Origin of the sequence: Candidatus Chloroploca sp. Khr17, assembly GCF_004138165.1 — a bacterium.
In the GTDB taxonomy this organism is placed as follows: domain Bacteria; phylum Chloroflexota; class Chloroflexia; order Chloroflexales; family Chloroflexaceae; genus Chloroploca.
The window spans coordinates 21803-45922 of the sequence record NZ_RYFF01000010.1 but is presented as its reverse complement, the minus strand read 5'-3'; the positions used below and the strand labels follow the sequence as shown (position 1 = coordinate 45922).

At 58.0% G+C, this 24120-nt stretch carries 22 protein-coding genes; 13 read left to right on the top strand and 9 right to left on the bottom strand.

Annotated elements, in window-relative coordinates; all coding sequences use genetic code 11:
• The first annotated feature begins 159 nt into the window (after window positions 1-159).
• Entirely contained in the window at window positions 160-1074 is a 915-nt protein-coding gene (locus EKD05_RS08270) for a DUF1338 domain-containing protein (RefSeq protein WP_240695687.1), read from the top strand.
• A 304-nt stretch (window positions 1075-1378) separates the two neighbouring features.
• On the opposite strand, the gene EKD05_RS08265 is transcribed toward EKD05_RS08270, so the two are convergent.
• Genes EKD05_RS08265 through recO form a run of 5 tightly spaced genes read right to left on the bottom strand, consistent with a single transcriptional unit; the run spans window position 1379 to window position 7772 of the window.
• The gene (locus tag EKD05_RS08265) at window positions 1379-2536 is read right to left on the bottom strand and encodes a M20 family metallopeptidase (protein ID WP_129671962.1); all 1158 of its coding nucleotides are present in this window, start codon (window positions 2534-2536) and stop codon (window positions 1379-1381) included.
• A 3-nt stretch (window positions 2537-2539) separates the two neighbouring features.
• Window positions 2540-5479, bottom strand: coding sequence for a C1 family peptidase (locus EKD05_RS08260; RefSeq protein WP_129671961.1), 2940 nt, complete (start codon window positions 5477-5479; stop codon window positions 2540-2542).
• A 15-nt stretch (window positions 5480-5494) separates the two neighbouring features.
• Window positions 5495-6328, bottom strand: coding sequence for a purine-nucleoside phosphorylase (locus EKD05_RS08255; RefSeq protein WP_129671960.1), 834 nt, complete (start codon window positions 6326-6328; stop codon window positions 5495-5497).
• Window positions 6329-7006: a PH domain-containing protein gene (locus EKD05_RS08250; RefSeq protein WP_129671959.1), complete on the bottom strand. Its 678-nt coding sequence runs from the start codon at window positions 7004-7006 to the stop codon at window positions 6329-6331.
• Window positions 7007-7016: 10 nt separating this feature from the next.
• The gene (gene recO, locus EKD05_RS08245) at window positions 7017-7772 is read right to left on the bottom strand and encodes a DNA repair protein RecO (RefSeq protein ID WP_129671958.1); all 756 of its coding nucleotides are present in this window, start codon (window positions 7770-7772) and stop codon (window positions 7017-7019) included.
• Window positions 7773-7850: 78 nt separating this feature from the next.
• Here recO and rbsK point away from each other — a divergent pair, with 78 nt between their 5' ends.
• Window positions 7851-8768: a ribokinase gene (rbsK, locus tag EKD05_RS08240; RefSeq protein WP_129671957.1), complete on the top strand. Its 918-nt coding sequence runs from the start codon at window positions 7851-7853 to the stop codon at window positions 8766-8768.
• Between the two features lie 66 nt (window positions 8769-8834).
• Here rbsK and EKD05_RS08235 read toward each other — a convergent pair whose 3' ends face one another.
• On the bottom strand, window positions 8835-10058 hold the full coding sequence (locus tag EKD05_RS08235; RefSeq protein WP_129671956.1) for a response regulator: 1224 nt from the start codon (window positions 10056-10058) through the stop codon (window positions 8835-8837).
• 9 nt (window positions 10059-10067) lie between these two features.
• A complete protein-coding gene (locus EKD05_RS08230) occupies window positions 10068-11213 on the bottom strand; it encodes a hypothetical protein (protein WP_129671955.1) in 1146 nt (381 codons plus the stop codon).
• A 149-nt stretch (window positions 11214-11362) separates the two neighbouring features.
• Between EKD05_RS08230 and EKD05_RS08225 the strand changes: the two genes are divergently transcribed.
• From EKD05_RS08225 to EKD05_RS08205, 5 genes are read left to right on the top strand one after another with little or no spacing between them, the layout of a single operon-like run.
• Window positions 11363-11884: a hypothetical protein gene (locus EKD05_RS08225; RefSeq protein WP_240695686.1), complete on the top strand. Its 522-nt coding sequence runs from the start codon at window positions 11363-11365 to the stop codon at window positions 11882-11884.
• Entirely contained in the window at window positions 11871-12611 is a 741-nt protein-coding gene (locus EKD05_RS08220; protein WP_129671954.1) for a ScpA family protein, read from the top strand. Before EKD05_RS08225 ends, EKD05_RS08220 begins: the two co-directional genes overlap by 14 nt.
• A gap of 13 nt (window positions 12612-12624) precedes the next feature.
• On the top strand, window positions 12625-14817 hold the full coding sequence (locus EKD05_RS08215) for a GAF domain-containing sensor histidine kinase (RefSeq protein ID WP_240695685.1): 2193 nt from the start codon (window positions 12625-12627) through the stop codon (window positions 14815-14817).
• Window positions 14817-15470, top strand: a complete 654-nt coding sequence (locus tag EKD05_RS08210; protein WP_129671953.1) for a response regulator transcription factor — start codon at window positions 14817-14819, stop codon at window positions 15468-15470. The genes EKD05_RS08215 and EKD05_RS08210 overlap by 1 nt, the downstream gene beginning before the upstream one ends.
• Window positions 15471-15509: 39 nt before the next feature.
• Window positions 15510-16265 (top strand): MBL fold metallo-hydrolase, encoded by a 756-nt coding sequence (locus EKD05_RS08205; protein WP_129671952.1) that lies wholly within the window; start codon window positions 15510-15512, stop codon window positions 16263-16265.
• 101 nt (window positions 16266-16366) lie between these two features.
• Here the strand turns inward: EKD05_RS08205 and EKD05_RS08200 are convergent, their stop codons facing one another.
• A complete protein-coding gene (locus EKD05_RS08200; RefSeq protein WP_205703893.1) occupies window positions 16367-16669 on the bottom strand; it encodes a hypothetical protein in 303 nt (100 codons plus the stop codon).
• A 225-nt stretch (window positions 16670-16894) separates the two neighbouring features.
• The gene (gene moaC, locus EKD05_RS08195) at window positions 16895-17383 is read right to left on the bottom strand and encodes a cyclic pyranopterin monophosphate synthase MoaC (RefSeq protein ID WP_129671951.1); all 489 of its coding nucleotides are present in this window, start codon (window positions 17381-17383) and stop codon (window positions 16895-16897) included.
• A 332-nt stretch (window positions 17384-17715) separates the two neighbouring features.
• Between moaC and mraZ the strand changes: the two genes are divergently transcribed.
• The 6 genes from mraZ to mraY all read left to right on the top strand — a co-directional run bounded on the left by mraZ (window position 17716) and on the right by mraY (window position 24119).
• A complete protein-coding gene (gene mraZ, locus EKD05_RS08190; protein WP_129671950.1) occupies window positions 17716-18147 on the top strand; it encodes a division/cell wall cluster transcriptional repressor MraZ in 432 nt (143 codons plus the stop codon).
• 56 nt (window positions 18148-18203) lie between these two features.
• A complete protein-coding gene (rsmH, locus tag EKD05_RS08185; protein ID WP_370374891.1) occupies window positions 18204-19118 on the top strand; it encodes a 16S rRNA (cytosine(1402)-N(4))-methyltransferase RsmH in 915 nt (304 codons plus the stop codon).
• Window positions 19119-19158: 40 nt separating this feature from the next.
• Window positions 19159-19569 (top strand): hypothetical protein, encoded by a 411-nt coding sequence (locus EKD05_RS08180; RefSeq protein WP_205703892.1) that lies wholly within the window; start codon window positions 19159-19161, stop codon window positions 19567-19569.
• A gap of 25 nt (window positions 19570-19594) precedes the next feature.
• Complete coding sequence (locus EKD05_RS08175; protein ID WP_129671949.1) at window positions 19595-21412, top strand: penicillin-binding protein 2; 1818 nt, start codon at window positions 19595-19597, stop codon at window positions 21410-21412.
• 124 nt (window positions 21413-21536) lie between these two features.
• Window positions 21537-23015: a UDP-N-acetylmuramoyl-tripeptide--D-alanyl-D-alanine ligase gene (murF, locus tag EKD05_RS08170; RefSeq protein ID WP_165360644.1), complete on the top strand. Its 1479-nt coding sequence runs from the start codon at window positions 21537-21539 to the stop codon at window positions 23013-23015.
• Window positions 23016-23018: 3 nt separating this feature from the next.
• Entirely contained in the window at window positions 23019-24119 is a 1101-nt protein-coding gene (gene mraY, locus EKD05_RS08165) for a phospho-N-acetylmuramoyl-pentapeptide-transferase (RefSeq protein WP_129671948.1), read from the top strand.
• Window position 24120 lies beyond the last annotated feature (1 nt).

Below are 24120 nucleotides of genomic sequence, written 5' to 3'. Positions count from 1 at the left end.
TTCAGAGGTAATTATGCTTGAAAACCATCAGACGGTACGACGATGAGCACAAGCGACAAAGGTGCCTGAGAGCTTCTCTTACGGTAGAATTGAGATTATACTTGAAGGTGTCAGGTCACAGGACAGTGGCGTCCGTGACGAAAGAGGGAGAACATTGTCATGACAACGATTGATCGGTTAACCACACTTGAACAGGTGCTGGATGGGTTGATGCGGCGGTACCAGGAGCGAGTGCCTGATGTGGGCAAGATTATTGCCGCGATGATAGACAAAGGACTGATTACGGCCCCTGAGCAGATCGAGAACGATCATATTGCCTTCCGCACGATGGGGGTGCCACAGCTTGGCATCGCGTCTCTTGAGCGCATCTTTTTACACTACGGATACGAGCGACGTGATGCGTATCATTTTGAAGGGAAGAAACTGAACGCTTTCTGGTATCATCCGCCACGCGTTGATCTGCCACGGATCTTTATTTCGGAGTTGCGGGTGAGCGATCTATCGCCCGAAGCGCAGGCAATCATTCACAGTTATACTGATGAAGTCACGCATGATCCCGTTGACGATCTTGATCTGGATGATGGCAGTCAGGTGGATGCCTTCCTGCACAAGAGTTTGTGGCACCTGCCGACATGGGCCGATTATTGCCGCCTGGCGGAAGAGAGCGAGTATGCCGCGTGGGTCATCTACAATCGGTATTATCTCAACCATTTCACGGTGACGATCCACAACTTGCCGACGGGGTATGATACGATTCCGACCTTTAACGCGTTCCTTGAGCAACACGGCTTCAAGCTGAACAATGCGGGCGGCAAGGTGAAGATCAGTCCTGATGGCAACTTATTGCAGAGCAGCACCGTGGCCGAGATGCTTGAGGCGACCTTCGCGGGTGGCGAAAAACATCCCATCTCGGGGTCGTATGTCGAGTTTGCCGAGCGACGTCCGCTTGAGGCCTATGCGCATCTGCCTGCGCATGAATTGCGGCGTGAGCATCGGCGCGAGGGCTTCGAGGCGGGCAATGCCGACAAGATCTTCGAGAGCACCTACAGTGATCAGACGGGGCGACGGGGCTAGTACGCTTGCAGATTGCAGATTTGCGCTTGTAGATTAGGCGCAGCGCATCTGGACGAAGTCGGCGTCGTGCTGATGCCTGAACAAGGTTGCACGGGCCAGAAACCAGCCAGGCTGGTTTCTGGCCCGTGCAACTGGATGGGGTTACTGCTTAGGGCGATTGCATCATACGAAACCGGATACAACAAGACGCGCTATCAGGGCACCCGCAAGGGGTGCCCCTACAGGCCGGGGGCCGGGCTCGGTGTACGGGCACCCCTTGCGGGGCCCTGGGGGGTGCATACACGCAAGATGCAATCGCCCTAGGCTACTGCTCACTCGAACGGGCAATAAGGAGCGCGAGCAGGGCGGTGCGCGGTATGATGCTTGAGAGGTCAATGTATTCGTCGGGGCTGTGATCCATTCCGCCGACAGGGCCAAGGCCATCGAGCACTGGTAGGCCTGCGCCTGCGAGGAGATTGGCGTAACTGATGCCGCCCGTGGCGGCGTCGGTAAGGGCAAAACCAAGCTCATCGGCACAGCTACGGGTAAGCTCAGCAAGCCTGGCAATCGCAGGTGTACGAGCCATCGGGGCAAAGCCCCATCCGCCAGCGAGGGTGGTACGGGTACCCTGGACTAGATCGCGTTGTACCAGCGCTTGCAGCGCCGCTTCAACGGGGGCAGTGTGGTCGGGATGGGTGATGCGCAGATCAACTTGAGCCTCGGCCAGGGCAGGTACGGTATTGGGCACACTGCCACCGGTGATCACCCCGACATTGACGGTCAAGCCCGGATACATTCCATTCATCGCCTGGAGGGCAAGAATGTGATGGGCGAGGGCGAGGATGGCATTGGCCCCCTTTTCGGGCTCGACACCGGCGTGAGCAGCGCGGCCTGTAACCGTGACCGTGAAGAGACCACCGCCTTTGCGGGCACTGACGATATCACCATTTTCGCGACCTGCTTCGAGCACGAGGGCAAGATCGTAGTGCGGCGCAAGGCTGGCAAGCATCGCGCCCGACGCACGTGCACTCGTCTCTTCGTCGCCACCGCAGACAAGGCTGAGCAAGCCAAAGGATGCGGGGGCAAGGGTAGCGAGGGCTTCGATAGCATAGAGTCCCGAGAGCAGGCCGCTTTTATTGTCGGCGGTGCCAGGGCCGATCAACTTGTCACCTTCGATGCGAAGGGGGCGTTCGGCTGCGGTGCCGACAGGATAGACGGTATCAAGGTGGGCGACGAGCATCACGCGCCCCTGGCCGGTACCAGGGCAACTGACCACAAGGCCATCACCAACCTCGGGATCGGGGTACGTATCGATTGACCAGGCGCGCTGCATCGCCCACTGACGCACCCAGTTGCCAGCCTGGTCAACCCCAGGTTTGTGGTCAGTCAAACACTCAAAGGCACAGAGTTGGCGAAGCTCTTCAAGATAGGTCGTAGAGCGAGCAGTGAGCCAGGCAGTCAATTGTTCGGCAAGCGATGACATAACTCAACTTTCTTCGGCGAAGGGAAGGCGAGCGGCGGGATCGCCAAGGAAGAGATAGTTGCGCGCATCGTTGCGCGCCATCCAGAGCCTAGCAATCAGCCGGTTATCAGGGGCACCTCCATTGGCGATGATAAACTCGGTGTTTTCGAGTTCCTGGACGAGCGCGGAGGCACGTTCGGCCTGATTGACATTGAACTGATCAGTCGCGTGGCCGACCCTCCAGCCGCGCATGAGGCGACCAAGCAGATCTTCAAAGGCCTGCGACTGAGCACGTGCCCCCTCAATGCCGGTGAAAGAGAAAGTCCAGGCGCGTTCAACGTGGCCGAGCACACCGAGAGCGCCGTTGCGTAGAAGTTGCTGGGGCAACTGCGCGAGGATGGGGAAGGGCGCAATACGGGGGCGACGACGCTGAGCATCAAAAATAAACTCATCGTAGGCCGGACAGCCCAGGCCATAACAGGCGAAGAGCAGCGCCATCGTGCCTTCGAGGTGCGCATCAGCGCCAAGCGCAGCAAGATCCTCGCCGGCAAACCAGTGCTCGCGCTTCACATTGCCAACGCCATCCCAGTCTTGCCAAACAAGGGCACCCTGAGAAGCGACAAGGCGATCGTCGCTGGCCGGCAGGCCGAGGCCGTGGGTCGCAGTGAAGAGAATAGCCGGGGCCTTGCCATCGCCGTTGCCGCGCAAAAGCGCCTCGAATTGCGCACGAGTCGCCTGCTCACCGACGATAAGGCGGTGCGCAAAACCAAATGTGAGGGGCGTACGCGTTGGATCGCTACTCCAGCGGGCAAGGGGCTGGATCAACTCATCGGCGCTGCGGATGGTGGCAGGATCAAGCGGATGGCGAGTCGCGACATAGAGCGCCTCTTTGCGGAGGAGCGTAGCGGCGTCCTGGCGCTGCTCAAAGGCAACGAGGCGTTCAGCGTAGGTGGTATAGTCAGCGAGGCGATGCAGACCGTTGGCATCGGTGAAACAGAGACGACCAACGCCCCAAAAGATATCGAGTTGATACTGGAAGAGAAAGGGAATGAAGGCCGTATCATTGGCCTGACGAGGCCCTGGAAGTCCAAGGAGCAGCAGATAGAAGGGCACCCCACGGCCTGGATCGACGGGGCCAGGCGCGACGCCATAGCGATTCAGCCAGGTACGTACGGTATCATCGTGGCGATAGATGAGCACCGGTGGAAGCTGGCCCCAGGCCTCTTTGAGGTTCTGACGGCCATTGTCGGTATGCCGGAGGAGCCAGGCTGCCGCAGTTTCGCCCGCTCTGAAATCGACCGACGGCGGCGCATGGCCCATCTGGCGCATCCGATGCGCGATGAGGGGCCAAATCGCCTTGAGCAGGGCAGCATCTTCATTGGCATTGATCACCACGGCCCAGTGCGCCTGGGGGAGGCTATGGATATCAACATCAATCACGGTACCGAGGTGCTGTGCTTCAGCATCAAGTTTTGTTCGGTGCAAATCAGCGAGTGGCCTGGGATCAGCAGCCATTTTATTGCGCGCAAGATCGGCAGCCACTGCCGTGCTGAGCCGCAGCAGAGGCCGGCCATCAGGCGAAAGCCCGTTGGGGTAGAGCTCTTCGGAGTCTGGTGCCTCGGACGGCGTGAGAAGGAGCAGCGGCATGCCGACGGCAGAGTCCGGGCTTTGCTCGCCAGAGCTTGCGCCTACAGGATCTGACGTGCGCCTCGTTGAAGGATCAGGCTGCTGAGGTGAACCAGCGGAGGCCTCGGCGTGGAGAAGGCTACCGAGGCGGACAACAAAAGCATCGAGGCGCGCTTTAAGATCAGTAGCTTCGGCATAGAGAGCGGCAAGTTCGCCGGAAACAGTGCCGGGGGAGGCGCCACCCTGGTGAAGCGGTGTAGTTGCAGAGGTTGGCGCTGCTTCTGGTGTGGGGAGGGGAGGGGCCTGGATGAAAGCACCTTCGAGGGCGACGGAGGCGAGGCCGGTTTCGGCAATGAGGCGATAGGGCACGTGGCAATAGCCAGGACCATCGCTATTTTCAACGGCCCAGGAGTCGCCCCAGGAATTACGGACAATGAAATAGCCACCACCGGGGGCCTGCGGATCATCGCGATAACCAAGGGCACAGAGCGCGTGGCCGCTACGCCGTGCCTCACCGGGCAACGCGAGGCGCAGCCGCCCGAGGCGACTCCCCTGCCATGAATCGCTCCAATGCTCCCAGATCGTCAAACCGATCAGCACTGGTTGACCGGCAGCGAGGGCCGTTTTGAGCTGCACAACGCTCGTTCGGGGCAACTTATGGAAGAGCCTGACGCGACGTTGAGGCGCTTCGGCGTGGGCCTCGGGGGGGGGCGGGCCGTGGCCGGGATTCTGGTCATCACGGGGAGCGGGTTGATAGGGCCAGGTAAGCTCACGGCAGACACCGGTGGACTGGAGGATAAGGGCCGCCTTGAAGGGATCGGTACCAACGTCACCGGGGAGGCCATCGGCAGCTTTAGCGGCCCAGTAGAGAAACTGAGCCGAGAGCGCGGTCGGATCCTGACTGAGCACCTGGAGGGCGGCATTGAGAGCGAAGGCGACACAGGTATTGCGAACGCCCTGATCGACGGGGGGAGGGAGGGCGAAGAGCGGAAGAACTACGGAGGGAAGATTTGTCGGGACAGAAAACGAGACAGCATCGAAATCGTCATCATCATCGGGAAGGACAAGGCCAGCGCCGTACTCTTGTTGCACAGGGACATCAAAAGAGAGTCCGGGAGGCATCAGAGGCAGAGCGGCCTCGATCAGAGGGCGAAGGGTCGCCTCACCGATGCCAAGGGCGAGCGCGAGGGCAACGAGGCCACTCCCGTAGCGTTGATTGCTCGCACGCGCAGTTGTGACCAGTTCTTCAACACTGGTAATCCAATAGGGTTCAAGCTTCGCCCGCAGGGAAGCATCAAGGAGCGTCAACTGATCGAGCGAAGTCAACGATAGAGGCATGCATCTCTCACCTTCTCAATTCACAACCTGAGCAAGCACCTGTCGGAGCATCGCCGCGAAACGAGGCTTCGCCTTCTCGCCGGCCTCCAACACCTCGGCGTGATTAGCGGGGGAACCATCGGGCAGCGCAAGATTCGTAATAAGTGAAAAGCCAAGAACGCGCATCCCAGCGTGACGAGCGACGACCACCTCGGGGGCGGTGGACATCCCGACGGCATCGGCGCCCATCGCCCGGAGCATCCGCATCTCGGCGGCGGTCTCGAAACTGGGGCCAGCGAGCATCGCATAAACCCCGGAACGGAGGCGGACACCGGTGCTCGCGGCGGCGGCGTGGGCACATGGAACAAGATCATTCTGATAGGCATTGAGCATCGCAGGAAACCGCGGGCCGAGGCGATCGTCATTTGAGCCAATGAGCGGATGCATGCCCATCAAGCCAGGCAGAAAAATATGGTCAGTAATGCGCATAATATCGCCGACCTGCCAATCAGCATGGAGGCCGCCAGCGGCATTGGTGACAATCAACGTCTGGCACCCGAGGGCCTTGAGGACACGCACGGGAAACGTGACCTCGGTCATACTATAGCCCTCATAAAAATGGAAGCGCCCGCGGAGAACCGCAACGGACTGACCGGCCATCGAACCAATCGCGAGTTCGCCGCGATGACCGGGCACCTTTGGCTCGTGGAAACCGGGGATCGAAGCATAGGGAATCACCGCCGCCTGGGTCAACTCATCAGCGAGGGCAGCGAGGCCCGAGCCAAGGATCAGCCCAATGCGGGGAGTGACACGGGCATGCATCTTGATCGTCGTACAGGCCTGGGTAATCTGCTCGTAGAGGATACTCATCTAAATTCTCCGCAGCAATTCCTGCTTCTTGGCTTCAAACTCATCACTTGAAAGGATACCCCGGTCGCGGAGGTCGGCGAGATCTTCGATGGTACGTTGGATGTCGCCTGCTGCTCCTGACGAATGGATATAGGCTTGTTCGAGGAAACCATACCCACGTTCAAGATTATGTTTCGCGTCCATCATCGCCCGTTTGAACGCGAGGGGATCGGCGATACGATCCATAACGCTGAGGCCCTCACTGCCTGAAGCCGTCAAGATCGCCACCGTGCCAAAATTCATCATGCGCCCGAAAATGCTCTGGCGCAACTCGACATCATTGATCTTCTCGAGCGACGAATCGGTGACGCGCTTATTCAACACCCCCTGCACCTGAATAACGCGTCGGTCGGTCACAACATACTGTTCGGTCGTCCAGCGCAGATAATCGATAAAGCCACTAACGAGCACCACCAGGCTCATCGTAATGCTAATAAGCAAAATAAGTGAACTCGCCGTCAGATCGCTCATCACCGGCTGAGAGGTATCAAACGCAACATGGGACGCAACGCCTGCGGCGACCAGCAACGCTATCATCGAGAGTTCGGCCAAGATATTGCTGATCAAGACAAAGATATGTTGACGGGCAACGTAGACGATTTGTTCGCCACGGCTGAGGAGGCTATCGACGTAATTCATGACCTCACTCCTATTCGACGCGCAGGCTCTCGTCAAGAAAAGCGACGGACTTGAGATCGCGTTCAAGCAACTGGCGCACATACGCACGGAGCAGGCGTTCAACATCACGGCGGAGTTCTGGCGAAAGGAGCAGCGACTCAACGGCACCAAGCGGATGGCTCTGAAGATACCGCATCAAGCGAAAGACCGGTTCAGCCATCAGCAGGGCCATCCGGTCGGCGTCACGATGGAGGGGGCAGAGAACGCCACCCAATTCAGGGCTAAAACGGTCAGCTACGGGGGTCAACTGAGACTCACAGACCACACACTGGTGCAACTGTGGGCGATAGCCGAGCAGTTGCATAAGGTGAAGTTCGTAGGCCCGTAGCACAAGATCTGGGGAAGCACTACGATCGAGCAGGCCAAAGGTTTCGATCAGGGCCGCAAAGAGGGCGGGGTTCTCATCTTGTTCTTCTGTAAAACGATCATAGAGTTCAGCGGCATAATAGGCACAACCGAGGCGAGCGAGGCTTGTACGAAGCTTGGTATGGGGGCTGATGGTCTGACTCTGGGTCATAATATCAAGATTGCGCCCAAGGGCGAGCATCAGACTAGTGTGGGTGAAGAGTTCAATATGTCCGGCAAGTTTACTCGTCGTTTTGCGCACCCCGCGGGCGACCACGCGGCGCTTTCCGGCGGGCGTGGCAAGCAAGACGATGCGATCGGCTTCGCCGAAATCGTTTCGCCGTAAGATCAGGCCTTCGGTTCGATAGACACGATCGCGCATCAGTGTAGGTTTACTGGTATGATACCCATAGTATGGGTATTATAACGATACCTCAGGGCTGAATCAAGCGGCGCAACGATGAAGCGGCACATCCTGGTAGTGGGTAGTCTGAATATAGATCTGGTGGTGCAAACCCCGCAGCACCCGCAGCCTGGCGAGACGATCCTGGGCGGGCCATTTGCGACCATTCCAGGGGGGAAGGGAGCCAACCAGGCCGTTGCGGCAGCGCGACTAGGGGCACCGGTCGTCATGATTGGGCGCACGGGAAATGATCATTTTGGGGAAGAGCTTCGGCAAGGACTGGCCGCTGATCACATTGAGATTAGCCATATCGCCGTGACGTCTGAAGCAGCGACAGGCATCGCCTTGATCGCCGTTGATGCAACAGGCCAAAACAGCATCATTGTCGCCCCGGGGGCGAATGCCCTCTTGCAACCACAAGATATACAGGCGAGCGAAGCGCTCTTTAAGACAGCAGCGGTCTTGCTGGTGCAACTAGAAACACCGATGGCGACCGTCATCGAAGCGCTGAGCCTGGCCCGTCGATACCGTGTCCCCACGCTGCTCAACCCTGCCCCGGCCCAACCGCTTGGGCGCGAGATCCTCGGGATGGTAGACTACCTATTACCAAACGAACACGAAATTCGCCTGTTAAGTGGGGGCGAAGAGAGCCCGGCAGAGGCGGCAAGGCAACTACGAGCGCAGGGTGCCAGCAGCGTCATTGTGACGCTGGGATCGGCAGGAGCGCTGGTGGTTGACGAAGCCGGGAAAACCGCGATTGCCCCGTTTGGGGTCGAGGCAGTGGACACGACTGCGGCGGGGGACGCCTTTGTGGGGGCTTTTGCGGTAGCATTGTGTGAAGGATTAAGCCCACGGGAAGCGGCGATCTGGGGGGCGGCAGCGGGGGCGATCACCGTCACCCGTGCCGGAGCGCAGCCTGCGCTACCGAGGCGAGCCGAGGTTGAGGCACTGGTTGCACAGGGCCAATCAAGGTGAGGGCTAACACCCTAAGCTTGATTGAGCCTGCACACGCGAGTTTCTTCGAGGCAGTAGGTTCCGCATTTAATGCTGGAGGATCTCATCCAATTCACGAATAGCACGTTTGGTATTGATCCAGATAGCACCGAGCTTGGAATGGGCCACTTGCTTGTTAAAAACAAGGACAAGTAGAAAACGCTGCATGACATCAAAGCAATAGATATCTATCTTCACACCTTCGTGGATATAGACACTCGTACCCTGTTCTTCACCAAGCTGGCGGGCAACCTCACCGGTGGTAGAAAACCCCGTTGAGAGCAGCGGCAACACGACCATCATCGGCAGTTGATACGAACTTCCGACTTCAACAAGGGGCATCCCGGCGCGATCCGTCAAAATGATGCTCTGCGTACCAAGATCCTGAGCCACATGGCTCATCACCGTACGAACCGCATTGATATTGTGCTCGGTGACAACAAGACTGCTTTCACTCGTGCGCCATGCAACCGATGCCGGCTCGGCGGGTGACAGGGGCGGCGGTTCGGGCATCCGCGACGGCTCGGGCATCCGCGCAGCAGCAGCACGGCTGCGTGCAGCGAGGCCCCTGGGACGAGGCGAAGCAGGCGTTGATGGCGATGATAACACAGGTGGCTGAGCAGCGGCAGCGGCGGCGGCCTCAGCGGCAGCGGCTTCGCGTTCGCGCATTGTTGGCAGAACCACCCGTGCGGGCGTAAAATCACGACGGGGATGCGGTTGATCAGCGGGAAGTGCGGAAGACTGGGCTGAATGCTCAGTTGAAAGTGATGGTGCCACCGAAGGGGACAGCGGCTCAACCGTTGCCTGAAGCGCCTGATCAGGAGCGGCCTGAACAGCCGAAGCGAGGGGAGGCGGATCAGACGGCGCGGCAGGGCTAGCGGGAAGAAGTGAGGCGGGATCGCCACCGTGAGACGGAGTTGCATTGGCAGCCTGGCTGACAACGGCAAAGAGTTGCTCGGGCTCAAGCGCACCCTGGAGGAAACGGAAGGCCCCGATCGTCTCAGCGGTAGCGCAGAGACTATCAGGAGAAGAACTATAGAGAAGCACCCGTGGTGCATGTTCAAAACTAAGCGCGATCTCAAGCAACTCAAGGCCAGTCATCTCGGCAAGATCGCACTCAGCGAGCAACACCTCGGGTGGATTAAGACGAACTTCCCAGAGGGCCTCATTTGGTGAAGAGAAGACGTGCAGCTGCATACGCTCGGCGAACTGGTGAACCAGCGCACGCAAAGGTGAATCGTCAGCCGCAACAAGAAGGAGGCGCTTGGTCATACGAGTGCTTTATCCCAATACTTCAACACAACTCTGCGGGAGCCAGAAGGAGGTCTGATCAGCAGCAATCACCTCGACCGCAGGAAGGCGCATGCCAGAGGCAAGGCGGCGAGGTGCAGCGGAGAGGGAGCGGATAAGCGCTGTCTGGCCGAGATGCTGCGCATCCAAGAGACGAACCTTGACCCCAGGGCGAAGGTGAGGCGAAGGCGGCTCGAGCTGGGCACTACTCGCACGTCCAAGGGGAATGACCACCCGAGGGCGGCGGAGGGGACGGCGGAGGATCGTATGACCATCGATCAGCGCCTCTTGCCCATCGTGGAGGCTCAACTGTTCAAAGATCGCCTGGTTCATTGGGCGAACGCCAAAGCCCTCGGTAACGACCAGGGTCAACGGCAGATCAGGGGTCATCCGTGGAGCAGGCCACTGCCAGGAGTGGGCATCAAGACGCCAACCCCCGTGGCCCGACCAACCCAGAAACTCACGAAGGGCGGCTTCTTCGAGACCACCAACAATAATCCCGCGAACCTGTGCTTCAACGGCGCGCTGCAAGGCTGCTGCGCTCATCGTTGCCCCACAGATCAGCACCGCATAGGCACTACGGGCATCAATCTGTTCAGGGCGGACAATATCGGACGGCTCAAGCGCCATCAAACGGAGCACCCCGCTCCGCTCTTCACCAACCCCAAAGGCACCGTAGATCTGCGCAGCGAGGGTCTCGATCACAACCCCCTCATAGGGGCGAACCTCCATCACCACACCGCGCACAGCGGCATGCATGGCCTGTTCAAGAGGATCAGGCGCAAGGGTCAGATAGCCTGTCTGCGCATCAACCCCCATCACCACACCATTGACCGGTGACTGATAGGTATGCCCAAAGATCCCGGGGGCACGCGCAAGGATCTGCCCAACCTCAACCTTGCTGTTCGGCTGAACAAGGAGCGCACGTTCAAGCTGATCGGGAGCGATGCGCAACACACGGGCGAGATTGACATTATAGGGAGGAAGGGGCTTGAGCGTACGGGCGATTGCATCTTCAGGTTCAACGCGGCTACCCTGACGAACAAGGATCTGACCTGGATAGGGCAGACGACGCTCGATGCGGGCCATCACGCTCGATACAATCGGCGGCATACCTTCGGGGTTGTGCAACAACATGTGATCAACCTTTACCGCTGTGGTCAGGTTCGTGATACGGGGTATTATAGCATACTGGGCCGAGACACAGCCAGGAAAGTCGAGAAACCGGATGGGCTGCGCTATAATAGACGCATCAGGTTGAGACGAGGCAAAAGAGATCGGCAGTTATGGTACAGCACGCGAAGGAACAGATCAGGGGGCATTATCGCATGGCACAGTTACGTGCCGCGCTGCGTGCCGACCTGACTCCCGCAGAGGTAGCCATGGTCGCCGCAACCCTGACCGAGCCAGAACAACGTCTCTTTGGTGCCATGCCGCGTTACGATCAGCGGCATTGCCTGGATGTGCATCATACGCTCGTTGCTGCAGGCTATGATGAGCCATTGTTGCGCCGAGCAGCGTTAATCCACGATTGTGGCAAAGTTGATGATCATGGACGCCCAATGGCCCTCGGATGGTATGTCGTCGCAACGATCCTCAAACAGATCCCAGGGCTTTATCTTGCGGTGGCACGTTACGGAGGCATGTTGCAACCGATCAGAATCTATGCTGAACATGCCTGGCGCGGGGCGCAGATGGCAGCGAAGGCGGGCAGTCCGCCGGTCATGGTTGAGGCGCTCCGTCATTATCACGATCCAAATCCTACGGGCCTGGCGGCCCTGCTCAAATGGGCCGATGAACAGCACTAAGTATGAAATTACGCTCCCGGCTTTTACCGGGCCGCTCGATCTGCTCTTACGCCTGATCGAACGGGAAGAGTTGGATATTACCACGATTGCGCTGGCGCAAGTGGCCGATCAGTACCTTGCGTATGTGCGTTCGCTGGAGGCACCCGAACCACGTGCGCTCGCCGAGTTTGTGAGTCTCGCGGCACGTCTGCTGGTGATCAAATCACGCATGCTCTTGCCACGACCAACCCGGCTAGAGCGAGCAATAGATGACGAGGAAGAGGATGATGCCGAAACGCTGGCCCGTCAGTTGCGCGAATATCGGCGGTATCAGCAGGCAGCGGCCTGGCTGCGAGCCTGTTATGATGACGAGCGGCAAACATTCGTCCGGGCGGCCCCGCTTGCCATTAAGCTCGATCTGAAGCCGCCTCTCGTCAAGCAGGACATCGCCGAGTTATTGGCGGCAATCCAGCGTCGCTTGCAACTGAGATTGACGCTTGATGAGCCAGAGGTCGTAAGTCTCGCGCCTCGTTTGACGGTACATGAGGTTGTCGAGCAGATCGAGCGCCGCCTCGAACACCAGACATGGTGCAGTTTTGACGATTTGTTCGGGCTATCGGTCACCCGCGAAGATGTGATTGTCACGTTCTGGGCAGTCCTTGAACTCCTGAAACGACGGATGATTGTGCTTGAACAGCAGGCCTTATTCGGGCCAATTAGCCTGGGGCGAGCCAAGTTGGTGCCATGAAAGCAAAGTACGGATGCAAAATCAAAGCTCAGAAACGAACAACCAGCTTGATCCAATGAGTCACCTGCCTCTGGGGGATCTCTTGGCCCTGGGCAGTCACCTGCGCATTGATGACACACCCGAAAGCCTCTTGCACGACGTTGCGCAAAGCCTGTGCCGGGTCGTTGCCAGCCCCCTCGTCTATGTGCGGCTGCGCAACCTTGATACCGATGCCTTTGAGACGGTTGCCTGTGTCGGCACGGCACCGGAACAAGCAGCACTCTTGCGCAAGACAGTGGTTGCTCCTTCCACCTACCAGGATTTCCTGATCCCGTTGTACCAGGTCAGTGAGTCATTTCTGCTCAAACCTGAGCCACATGCACTGGTGCATCCAGAAGAACTGCACCTTGATGGAGCGACGCTGCTGGTACCCTTGCGTGGACGCGGAACCCGTTTAATCGGCGTCGTTAGCATTGTCTTGCCCACACCCGAGCACACGATCAATTCCAGCGTTGTCCTCGTGATCGAAGCGATCACGCGCCAGGCCGCGATGGCGGTGGAAAATGTGCGCCTGGCCGAACGCAGTGCCCGCCTTCTTGCCAAAGAGCAACTCCTGGCGGCGCTTGGGCGGGATCTGAGTAGCACCCTCGACCAATCGACGATCCTTAGGCGTACCGTCGAACGGATCGGCACGGCCTTTGGAAGCGGCTCACTGGCCTTGCTGGGGGCTGATGGAACGCTCGAAGTGATTGCGGCCGTCGCACACGAACTGGAGTTGGTTGGACGGCATTTCAGCCTGGGCGAAGGGATGATCGGACGGGTGGCGGTGCAAGGACAAGCATATCTGAGTAACGACACGACGGGAGAGCCAGGGTTTGCCCCACATGATCCTGAGGCACGGTCAAGCATTGTTGTCCCGCTGCTCAGTGGTGGACATGTGATTGGCACGCTCAATGTCGGCGCACGCCATCCCAATGCCTTTACCTACGAAGAAGTCGATCTGCTTGAAGCAATTGCCGCACAGGTAAGCGGGCCGATCACCTCGGCCCAACTCTATGCCGAGGCCCAATCACTGGCGGAACAGGTGCAACGGCGAGCCGATCAACTGGCGGTGCTCAACATGATTGCCCGCATCGCGTCGGGTTCTCTCGAACAGACCCAGAGTCTCCCCCAGGTTACGGCGCAGATTCAGCAGGGGTTCGGCTACCCACAGGTTGATCTCTTTCTGATCGACGAAGAGACCAGTGAACTCGTGCTCGTCGCAAGTGAAGGCAGCTTGACCGCGTTAATGGCAGGCTACCGCCAGCATCTCAACCTCGGCTTGATCGGGCGCGCAGCACGGCAAGGAAAAAGCCTGTACTTTGCGAACGCCACTGAAGAGCCAGATTTTCTGGGCCTGGCAGAACGTGAGGCAACCTGCGCGGAATTAATCGTACCGATTATCGCCAGTGGGCGAGTTCTCGGGCTGATCAATCTTGAGTCACCCGCGTCGCATGCCTTTTCAGAAGAAGACATGCATCTGATCGAGACGGTTGCAGATATCCTGGCGGGAACGGTTGAGAATGTGCATCTGTACCGGCGGGCGCAAGCAGCCGCCGTGCTCGAAGAACGGAACCGGCTGGCACGCGAATTGCATGATAGTGTGACCCAACAACTCTTTAGCATGACCCTGACCTCGCAGGCGGCCCGTGCCCAACTCGAGCGCAATCCCCAGCGCGTCGCGTTGCAACTCGAACGCTTGCAAGAGACCTCGGCAGCGGCCCTTGCCGAAATGCGTGCGCTGATTTTTCAACTGCGCCCGCCGGCGCTGCGCGATCAAGGCCTGGTGGCAGCCTTGCAGCAACACGCGCAGATGCTCTCACGGCGTGAAGGCATCGCCATCGGCTTGACCGTCGTTGGTGATGAGCGCCTGGCACGCAACCTTGAACAGCCCCTCTATCGGATTGTCCAGGAGGCGTTGAATAACGTGATCAAGCATGCATCGGCCACCCATGTAAAAGTCATCCTGGAGTTCACCACTGAACATGTCACGGTTCGCATCACTGACAACGGCACCGGGTTTGATCTTGCCTCGTTACCAACCGGCCACGGGCGTCATCTTGGTGTCCTGAGTATGCGCGAGCGAGCCATCGAACTCGGCGGCACTATGGATCTACACTCTACCCTGGGCATTGGAACAGAGGTACTGGTGACGGTACCACGGGTGCGGGAACGAAAGGAGCCTTGATGGATATCATCAATGTGATGTTGATTGACGATCACCGCGTTGTACGGCAGGGATTGCGCGATTTTCTCGAATTGCAAGACGATATTGAAGTTGTGGGCGAAGCCTCAAGTGGCGAAGAGGGCGTGCAACTGGCGCGTGAACTGTTGCCCGATGTGGTACTGATGGATCTAGTCATGCCCGGGATTGACGGAGTCGAAACAACCCGACGGCTGAAAGCAGTGAGTCCGAGCACCAGAGTGATCGTGCTGACGAGCTTCGCCGACGACGAAAAGGTCTTTCCGGCGATCAAAGCGGGGGCGATTTCCTACCTCCTGAAAGATATCTCCCCAGAAGAACTGGCCCATGCCATTCGTGCGGCGCAGCGCAATGAAGCCGTCTTGCACCCCGAGGTCGCGACGAAACTGATGCAAGAATTTAGCTCACCGCGCCCCAACGAAGCGCCGGTGGATCAATTGACCCCCCGCGAGATGGATGTATTGCGCCTGGTTGCTCGGGGGATGTCAAACAAAGAGATTGCCGAAGCGCTGATTATCTCGGAAAAGACGACCAAAACGCACCTTAGCAATATCCTCTCGAAATTACACCTGGCGGATCGCACACAGGTGGCAATCTATGCACTCCGCAAACGTCTGGTACCAATGGATGATCAATAGGGTCACAAACTCACCTGAAAAGCTACGGAGGGATGCGCTATGGCAACCATGATTTTATTGGGAACCGGCACCGGGTTGCCCGATGTGGATCGGGGCAATACGCATATGGTATGGGATGGACCAGGCGGCCCCCTCCTCATTGACGCAGGCGGAAGTACATATGAGCGGCTGTTACGAGCCGGGATTGATCCGCAGAAGTTAGCCGGGGTTGTGTTGACCCATAGCCATTGTGACCATATCAACGGATTGCCCGGGCTCGTCTTTAGTATGCGCCTGGGAGGGCGGGAAGACCCACTGCCAATCTATGGACTCGATGCAACGCTGGCGATTGTGCAAGCGACGATGGGGGCGATGCAAGTCGAGTACCATGTGCCGCTCGAGTGGCAGCAGTTGCCGCCAGGCAGCCGTCTTGCGCTTGATGAGGGCTGGCAGCTGCTGACCGCACCGACCAAACATAGCCGCCCGTGCCTTGCCCTACGCTTTGAGCAGAGCGCAACTGGGCGAGCACTGGTCTATTCGGCAGATACTGAACCAAGCCCTGAAGTGCAGGAACTTGCCAATGGTGCAACGGTGCTCATCCATGAAGCGACCACAGCTGAGCCATTTGAAGGACATAGCTCACCCAAGCAAGCCGGAGCAGTCGCGGCGGCGGCGGGGGTAGAGCGTCTGGTACTGGTTCACTATAGCCCACGCTGGACAATGGCTGAAGAGCAAGCCCTGGCGGCGATACGGGCGGGTGGGTTTCTGGGGCAGGCCGAGATCGGGCGTGACGGGCAACGGATCGAGGTGAGGTAGCGCCGGAGCGCCCCTACGTTACATCCAGGTTCCTTTTTTAACGCAGAGACGCAGAGGCGCGGAGAGAAGCAAGAACGATATTTCAGGCGAACGGTGGTGGATCACTTTTTGCGGCGCGAGGCAGGTGTCGGCTTGAGCGGTGCCGTGTCGGGAGAGGGGAGCGCAGCGGCGGTCTGCTCGTCGAGCCCAACCCAATAGGTATGGCGACGGACATTGGTAGCACTGCGCACTTCAACGCCCTGGAGTTCGGTCACTTCAGCTTCATTGACGAGCACCAGGGTTGGTTGAACCCCACGGAAACGATGACCATACGCTGCAATAGCCGCCTCGATCTTCTGGGTAACACTGATCTTGGGGTTATCATCATACCAGACGAGAAAGGGCGGGCTTTGCACATTCATCATCACAGACCTTTGTAGCCAGACAAGTTGCGACGCACGAGCGACTTGCCCGACACTAACACTTAGACAAGGATTTAGGAGCTAGAAAATAGGAAATAGCCGAGCGCATCAGGACGCGATGGATGCCTCCAAACTGTAAAGTAACCTGAAACCTTGCCTTACATAGAAATCGCTGCTTGTCGTTCGAGTATAACAGAACATTTGTACAATGTCAAGAACACTGTACGCTTATTCAAGCACCATCTCGCCACTGCGTCCACCGCGTTTTTCGAGCAGGCGGACATCAGTAATACGCATGGTGCGATCAACCGCTTTGCACATATCATAGATCGTAAGGGCCGCCACACTCACGGCGGTCAGGGCCTCGATCTCCACCCCGGTCTGACCAGTTGTGCGTACCGTTGCCTGAATATCGAGAGCAGGAGCATCAGCGACGGGTACGATGGCGATATGGACGTGGGTCAGGAAGAGGGTATGGCACAGCGGGATCAACTCGGGGGTACGTTTGGCGGCCATAATGCCGGCGATGCGGGCAGTGGCGAACACATCGCCTTTGGGCATCCCACCCTGCAGAAGCACGGCGAGGGTGGCTGGTTGCATAACCACACGGCCAGCCGCGATCGCCTCGCGTGGCGTTACCTCTTTTGCCCCTACATCCACCATATGCGCACGGCCTTGCTGATCAAGATGGGTTAAAGCAGGCACTTCTTCGCTCATATGTGTTACTTTCTGTCATAATCGATAGACACCGTGAAAAATCGTCACCCTATTGTACACATTCTCTTCACTTTTGCGCTATTTACCACGCATTGTAGTAGACTTTTTACGTCGGCTATGCTATGCTAGGCACAAAAGAGGCCAGCACAAAAAGCGTGCTGGCGATCATGATCGAGCCCAAATTGCGGCAAAATCACGCGTATCTCTGCTTGAAATGAAGGAGGGACTGGTATATAATGCCTGAGAACTAGCAAAAAGTGGGGCAAAGTGGGGCAAAGTGGGGAATATGAACGAAAGTTCTCTTTTCTTTCACTATGCATATGGAGGATGCGGTGTTCCTTGGAGAGTTCGAGCATGTTATCGACGACAAGGGCCGTGTCGCCATACCAGCCCGCTTTCGTGAAGCGCTCGGCGAGCGTTTTGTGTTGACCCGCGGCTTTGAGCTATGTCTTCAAGCTTTCCCGCTTACGATGTGGGAACAACTCGCAACAAAAGTTGATCAACTGCCCCTCGGCAGTCCTCAGGCACGTAACATGCGGCGCATCCTCTTTGCACCAGCCGCAGAAGTAGAACTTGATCGTCAGGGACGGATTGTCATTCCTCAGGGGTTACGCGAGTATGCAGGCCTCGCCGAAGAGGTACTGATCACAGGCATGAACACCTATTTTGAAGTCTGGTCACAGACACAATGGCAAACCTTGCAAGCAGAGTTGCAAGGCAGTGGCAGTTCGATTGCCGAGCAGATGGCGGAACTTGGGATCTAACCAGTTGAAGGGTAGCGTGAGCCGCGCTGAGCGACAACGAAGTGAGGGTGGGAGGAATTGTGCATGTTGCCGTGTTGCCCCAGGAAGTTCAGAGCATGCTGGCCCCAGGGCCGGGCAGTCGCTTCATTGACTGTACTGTGGGGGCCGGAGGGCATGCGCTCGCCTTGCTTACGGCAAGTCAGCCAGACGGTCACTTGCTGGGCCTTGATGCTGACCCAGTAGCCCTTGCAAGGGCGCACGAACGCCTGGTGACAGGGGGCATAGCAACGAGCCAGTTTCATCTGTGCCACGGCCATTTTCGTGACCTGACCACCTTGGCTGAAGTGGCTCAATTGGTGCAGGTTGATGGCATCCTCATCGATCTCGGGGTCTCTTCATATCAACTTGATACACCGGAACGAGGTTTTAGTTTTCGTGCTGATGGCCCGCTCGATATGCGCCTCGATCCAACCCGAGGGCCAACCGCAGCTGACCTGATCGCCGAACTGAGTGAACAACAACTGGCTGATCTTATCTATCGTTATGGTGAAGAACGCGGCTCACGCCGCATTGCACGTCTGATTGTCGAACATCGTCGGCACACCCCTATCACGACAACCGCCACGCTGGCCGACCTGGTCACCAAGGCGATTGGACGAGGAGGGCGTGACCGCATCCACCCGGCAACACGCACCTTTCAGGCGCTACGGATCGCGGTGAACGACGAGCTTGAGCAACTAACAAGCGTCTTACCCCAGGCGGTGGCGTTGCTCCGCTCGGGAGGACGACTGGCAGTAATCAGTTTTCATTCGTTAGAAGATCGCATTGTCAAGCAATTTTTTCGTGATGAATCAGGCTATGGCGGCAGTATGAATGAGCGAACACCGCATCTACGCATCATCACTCGCAAGCCGATCATTGCTGGCCCCGATGAATGTGACGTGAATCCGCGTGCGCGTAGTGCAAAATTGCGGGTTGCCGAGAAACTATAGGTCGTGTCGTAGTTAACTCTGTGCTGAAGGGAACGCCACAATGGCTATCAATTCGCAACGCATCTCGCTCATCGAAGGTGCTCGAGCACGGCGGATGGCCCTGCCTCGCTACCTACGCATTGATGGTAGCCGTTACCTGCTGGGGCTGGTGCTTATTTTGAGCCTGATGAGCCTCATTGTCCTTGTCCAGACCGGGGTTGTCGCAACCAAAGGGTACGCCCTCGCGGGTCTCGAAGCCGAGAAGGTGACCTTGCTGCGTGAGCGAAGCCTCTTGCAAGAGCGCCAGGCGCGTGCGCAGTCACTGGATCGGATTCGTCGGCGCGCCGAGCAGCTTGGCATGCAGCCAGTTACGGCTGATCAGGTGCGCTATGTTGATCTGATGATCAAGCCAGCGAACGTTCCGCTAGCGCCAGAACTTTCTGGTGCCACGATGGAAGAGCGCCAACCGTGAGGATTGAGGAGCAGAAGCGCTAGCTATGGCAACCCGCACGACAACTCGTCTTGGCACCCGCCCTCCGGCATCAGCCGCGCCCAGCAGGGTGCGGCTCCCGCGCTGGCGGATTAATTTTTTGCTGCTCTTTGCGGTCATCCTCGTTGGGCGCATCTTTTTGCGCCTCGGCGAATTGCAGGTCGTGCGCCATGAAGAATTGAGCACGAAGGCGCGGGGCGAGATCGAGCAAGAGATCGCCCTGCTGCCCACCCGCGGTCTGATTACTGATCATGCCGGCAATGTGCTGGCGATGGATGTTGAACGCGAGAGTCTCTGGGTTGTACCAGCGCACATCAATCAAGAACGTGCGACACGCCTGGCGATCACGCTGTCGGCACTGATTGGCAAAGAGCCCCAGAGCATCCTCGTGGCGCTCGGTGATACCCGCTTCTACTGGCTCCCCATTGCCCGCTGGCTTGAACCGGAGGTAGCAGCGCAAATCGAGGCGCTGAACGAGCCGGGGCTGCGGCTGATCCACGAACCGCGGCGCATCTATCCGCAAAATTCCTTTGCGGCGCAGCTTATTGGGGCGGTCAACCATAATGGTGATGGTATCAGTGGGATAGAGGGCTTCTTCAATCCTCAACTCGAGGGGGTTGCCGGCTCGATTGAGGGCGAATTTGGCCCCGGCCAGCAACTGATCGCAATTGCCGAGAGCCGCACCGTCTCGCCCCGCAATGGGATCAATATCCAGACCACGATTGACCCGTTGATTCAATATGTGATCGAACATGAACTCAAAGAGGCGGTGGAACGCCACAACGCCGATGGTGGCTCGATCATCGTGATGGATCCGCGTACCGGAGCGATTCGGGGCATGGCGTCGTGGCCGCCCTTTGATCCGAATCGGTATACCGAGTATCCCGAAGAGGTCTATGCCCGCAACCCGGCGATCAGCAACCTCTACGAGCCAGGTAGTACGTTCAAGATGGTGACGGTGGCCGCCGGATTGCAGAGTCGTTCGTTTACCGCCGATACGCTGGTGAATGATACCGGCGTCATCTTTCGCTATGATCAGATGCTGCGGAACTGGAATGCCGGGGCCAATGGGATGCTCGACTCGGCTGGCGTGCTCTATTACTCAAGCAATGTTGGTGCCATCCAACTCAACGAGTTGACGGGGCCAGAAAACTTCTATCGCAGCCTTGATGCGTTTGGGTTTGGCCGGGCAACGGGGATTGAACTCGGCGGCGAAGAAGTTGGGCTTGTGCATGGGCCGGGCAGCCCATTCTATAACGATCTCTCATTTTTGATCAATGCGTACGGGCAGAGCATTTCGGTAACACCGCTCCAGATGGTGCAGGCGGCAGCAGCGATCGCTAATGATGGCGTAATGATGAAGCCGTATATTATTGAGAGAACATGTGATTATGAAGGTGAAAATTGCACCGACACCAATCCTGTCATAGCCGGTGAGCCAGTTGAGCCTGGCGTAGCGTGGACCGTACGGCGCATGATGGTCAAGTCAGCCAATCACTATGCCCCGGTCGTCTGGGGGCCCCGGATCGGGAACTGGTCAGATCAGTGGCTCGTCCCGGGCTACGAGATCGGAGCCAAGACCGGAACGTCCAGCATTCCGCTCCCTGGCGGCGGGTACGATCCCAGTTATACGATTGGTTCGGTACTCGGGTTTGCGCCCGCAGAAGATGCTCATTTTGCCGTGCTGGTCAAAATTGACCGGCCCAAAGACGATATCTGGGGTGTGGGCACGGCGATTCCGGTCTTTTACAACGTCATGAAAGAATTGCTGCAATACGAACGCATCCCACCCGATCCGGCGCTCTTTAGTCCAGGGCAACGCTAGGTGCGATGGCGCTATCAGCTACCTATCATTGCACGCAGGTATGAGCTATGCTCAAAACGAAAGAGGGAGGTGCTATAATTGCCCGCAGTAGCCCCTGAGCAAACAGGGAATTCTGGAGGGCATCGTGCTGCAATTAGAAGATGTACTGTATGGTGTGCAGCCAGCGTGGTCACGGAGCATGCCGCACCTGCCGCACCAATGGCAGGGTCTGGCACTCGGCAAGGTGGTCACTGACTCACGCGAGGTGGGGCCAGGTGAGCTCTTTCTGGCGCTGAGTGGCGAGCGTACCGACGGACACAATTATCTGGTCGATGTTATGAAACGGGGCGCACGCGGGGCACTCGTCACGCGGGCGGCGGTTGAAGCGCGGAGCGAACGCTTACGCACAAGCGAGCGTCCCTGGGTCGTGGTTGATCCAGTCTCGGGGGCCGGGCTTGCCGAAGCTCCACCCGATGCGTTTCTGTTCATCGCCGTAGACGACCCGCTGATGGCGATCCAGCGGCTGGCCGTCTACCATCGTAGAAAGTTCACGCCGACCGTTGTTGGTATCACCGGCAGCGTGGGCAAGACTTCGACCAAAGAAGTCACGGCAGCCATCCTGGCGCGCCAATTCCGAACCTTAAAAAGTCAACGTAGTTTTAATAGCGAGGCAACGCTCCCGACGACCCTGCTTCAGTTGACCGCTGACCACGAGGTTGCGGTGCTGGAGATGGGGATGTGGGCGCCGGGTGAGATTCGGTTTTTGGCCGAACTAGCCCGGCCCCACGTCGGGATTGTGACCAATGTCGGGCCGTCGCACCTTGAGCGACTGGGAAGTATCGAGGCAATTGCCCACGCGAAAGCCGAGTTGCCCGAGGCTTTGCCTGCCGATGGATGGTGTCTGCTCAATGTTGATGATCCCCGGGTAGCGGCAATGGCCGAGCGAACCGCAGCGCGGGTTTTCCGCTTTGGCTGTGCCCCTGAAGCTGATCTGCGGGCTACGCAGCTAGAGAGTTTTGGCTTTGCTGGCCTTGGCTTTGTTGTCACAACCGCCACTGATGCCGTACAAATACGGCTGCCCTTGCTCGGCAGACATAACGTGTATACAGCCCTGGCAGCCATCAGTACAGGCCTCGTTCTTGGGATGGAATGGCCCGCAATAATAGCGGGCCTGCAAGCTTCAGGCAGTCAGAGTCGCGTGAACATCATCAAGACACGCCATGAAGTAACGCTCATTGATGATGCCTACAACGCAGCACCAGCTTCAACATGTTCCGCCCTTGCCTTGCTAGCCGAAGCCCCAGGGCGCCGGATAGCCGTGCTTGGCGATATGCTCGAACTGGGGAGCGTTGAGCAAGCCAGCCACCATGAGGTTGGCAGACAAGCGGCTGAGATCGTCACCACCCTGGTTGCGGTTGGGCCACGTGCACACTGGTACGCCGAAGGAGCAAGGCAGGCTGGCATGCCGATCAATCAGATTCATTGCTGCGCAACCAATGTCGAAGCGGTTGCCCTACTCACCACAAGCTTGCACGCTGGCGATTATGTCTTGATCAAAGGATCGCGCGGTATGGAGATGGAGCAGATCGTTGCAGCACTACAACGTTATCTGGAGGAGGAATAAACCTTGGATGTCCTACGCGCGGTTCTCGTGCAAGATATGGCTCGAGCCTTGTTGTTGGCAGCCGCAGCCTTTGTGCTGACGCTGTTTGTTGGGGCCTGGTGGGTGCGTTTTGCCCGCCGACATAAACTTGGCAAACAGATCCGTCTTGATGGCCCGCAGAGCCATTTGACGAAGATGGGCACCCCGACGATGGGTGGGGTGATGATTGTGGGTACGGTGGTCGTCTTGACCGCCCTGGTCAATGTGGTGGATCGCTGGTCAATCTTGCTGCCCCTTGCGGTACTTGTAAGCTTTGCCGTCCTGGGTGGCGTTGATGACTGGATGACGCTGACTGGCTCGAAGTCAAAAACCTACGGCTTTACCGTGCGCTACAAGTTCTGGCTGATGATCCTGGTGGCCTTGGTCGCCAGCCTCGCCCTCTATCTGCCGCCACCATTTGGCCTCGATCACGAGGGCTTGGTGCAGATACCGTTTGTCGGGCAACGCGATATCGGCCTTTTTTTCATTCCGATTGCGACCCTGATCATTGTGGGCACGGCCAATGCGGTAAACCTGACCGATGGGCTCGATAGTCTGGCTGGTTGGAATCTGACGCTCGCCTTTGCAGCATATGGGGTGATGACCTTCCTGGCCGAGCCGCAGTTGATCAATCTGATGGGCTTTTGTTTTACCCTGGTCGGGGCGTGTGCCGCCTTTCTCTGGTTTAATGCGCATCCCGCGCAGGTCTTTATGGGCGATCTCGGATCGCTTGCCCTCGGGGCAACCCTGGCTGTGGTGGCCTTGCAATCGCAGCAGTGGTTATTGCTGCCGGTCGTCGGCATTGTGTTCGTCGTTGAAGCACTTTCGGTCATTATTCAAACAGGCTACTTCAAGTGGACAAAGTGGCGCTTTGGCGAAGGTCGTCGCGTCTTCCGCATGGCCCCGCTGCATCACCATTTTGAATTGCTCGGATGGAGTCAGGTGCAGGTAACGCAGCGTTTTGTGCTCATTGGCACCGTTGCGGCCATGGTTGGCATTTCGCTGGCCTTGATCTTCACCGCTCCAAGTACACCCATCCGCGCCGAACTGCCCCCAGCTTCGCAGGTTGTTGAAGGTCAACCATAGT

Excerpts from the sequence above, each read along its gene's own strand:
- recO (WP_129671958.1), bottom strand. The coding sequence starts at position 7,772 with ATGCGCGATCGTGTCTATCGAACCGAAGGCCTGATCTTACGGCGAAAC.
- moaC (WP_129671951.1), bottom strand. The coding sequence starts at position 17,383 with ATGAGCGAAGAAGTGCCTGCTTTAACCCATCTTGATCAGCAAGGCCGT.
- EKD05_RS08200 (WP_205703893.1), bottom strand. The coding sequence starts at position 16,669 with ATGATGAATGTGCAAAGCCCGCCCTTTCTCGTCTGGTATGATGATAAC.
- rbsK (WP_129671957.1), top strand. The coding sequence starts at position 7,851 with ATGAAGCGGCACATCCTGGTAGTGGGTAGTCTGAATATAGATCTGGTG.
- EKD05_RS08265 (WP_129671962.1), bottom strand. The coding sequence starts at position 2,536 with ATGTCATCGCTTGCCGAACAATTGACTGCCTGGCTCACTGCTCGCTCT.
- EKD05_RS08220 (WP_129671954.1), top strand. The coding sequence starts at position 11,871 with ATGAACAGCACTAAGTATGAAATTACGCTCCCGGCTTTTACCGGGCCG.
- EKD05_RS08270 (WP_240695687.1), top strand. The coding sequence starts at position 160 with ATGACAACGATTGATCGGTTAACCACACTTGAACAGGTGCTGGATGGG.
- EKD05_RS08255 (WP_129671960.1), bottom strand. The coding sequence starts at position 6,328 with ATGAGTATCCTCTACGAGCAGATTACCCAGGCCTGTACGACGATCAAG.
- EKD05_RS08235 (WP_129671956.1), bottom strand. The coding sequence starts at position 10,058 with ATGACCAAGCGCCTCCTTCTTGTTGCGGCTGACGATTCACCTTTGCGT.
- EKD05_RS08210 (WP_129671953.1), top strand. The coding sequence starts at position 14,817 with ATGGATATCATCAATGTGATGTTGATTGACGATCACCGCGTTGTACGG.
- EKD05_RS08175 (WP_129671949.1), top strand. The coding sequence starts at position 19,595 with ATGGCAACCCGCACGACAACTCGTCTTGGCACCCGCCCTCCGGCATCA.
- EKD05_RS08230 (WP_129671955.1), bottom strand. The coding sequence starts at position 11,213 with ATGTTGTTGCACAACCCCGAAGGTATGCCGCCGATTGTATCGAGCGTG.
- EKD05_RS08225 (WP_240695686.1), top strand. The coding sequence starts at position 11,363 with ATGGTACAGCACGCGAAGGAACAGATCAGGGGGCATTATCGCATGGCA.
- EKD05_RS08205 (WP_129671952.1), top strand. The coding sequence starts at position 15,510 with ATGGCAACCATGATTTTATTGGGAACCGGCACCGGGTTGCCCGATGTG.
- EKD05_RS08260 (WP_129671961.1), bottom strand. The coding sequence starts at position 5,479 with ATGCCTCTATCGTTGACTTCGCTCGATCAGTTGACGCTCCTTGATGCT.
- EKD05_RS08250 (WP_129671959.1), bottom strand. The coding sequence starts at position 7,006 with ATGAATTACGTCGATAGCCTCCTCAGCCGTGGCGAACAAATCGTCTAC.
- EKD05_RS08215 (WP_240695685.1), top strand. The coding sequence starts at position 12,625 with ATGCAAAATCAAAGCTCAGAAACGAACAACCAGCTTGATCCAATGAGT.
- EKD05_RS08180 (WP_205703892.1), top strand. The coding sequence starts at position 19,159 with ATGGCTATCAATTCGCAACGCATCTCGCTCATCGAAGGTGCTCGAGCA.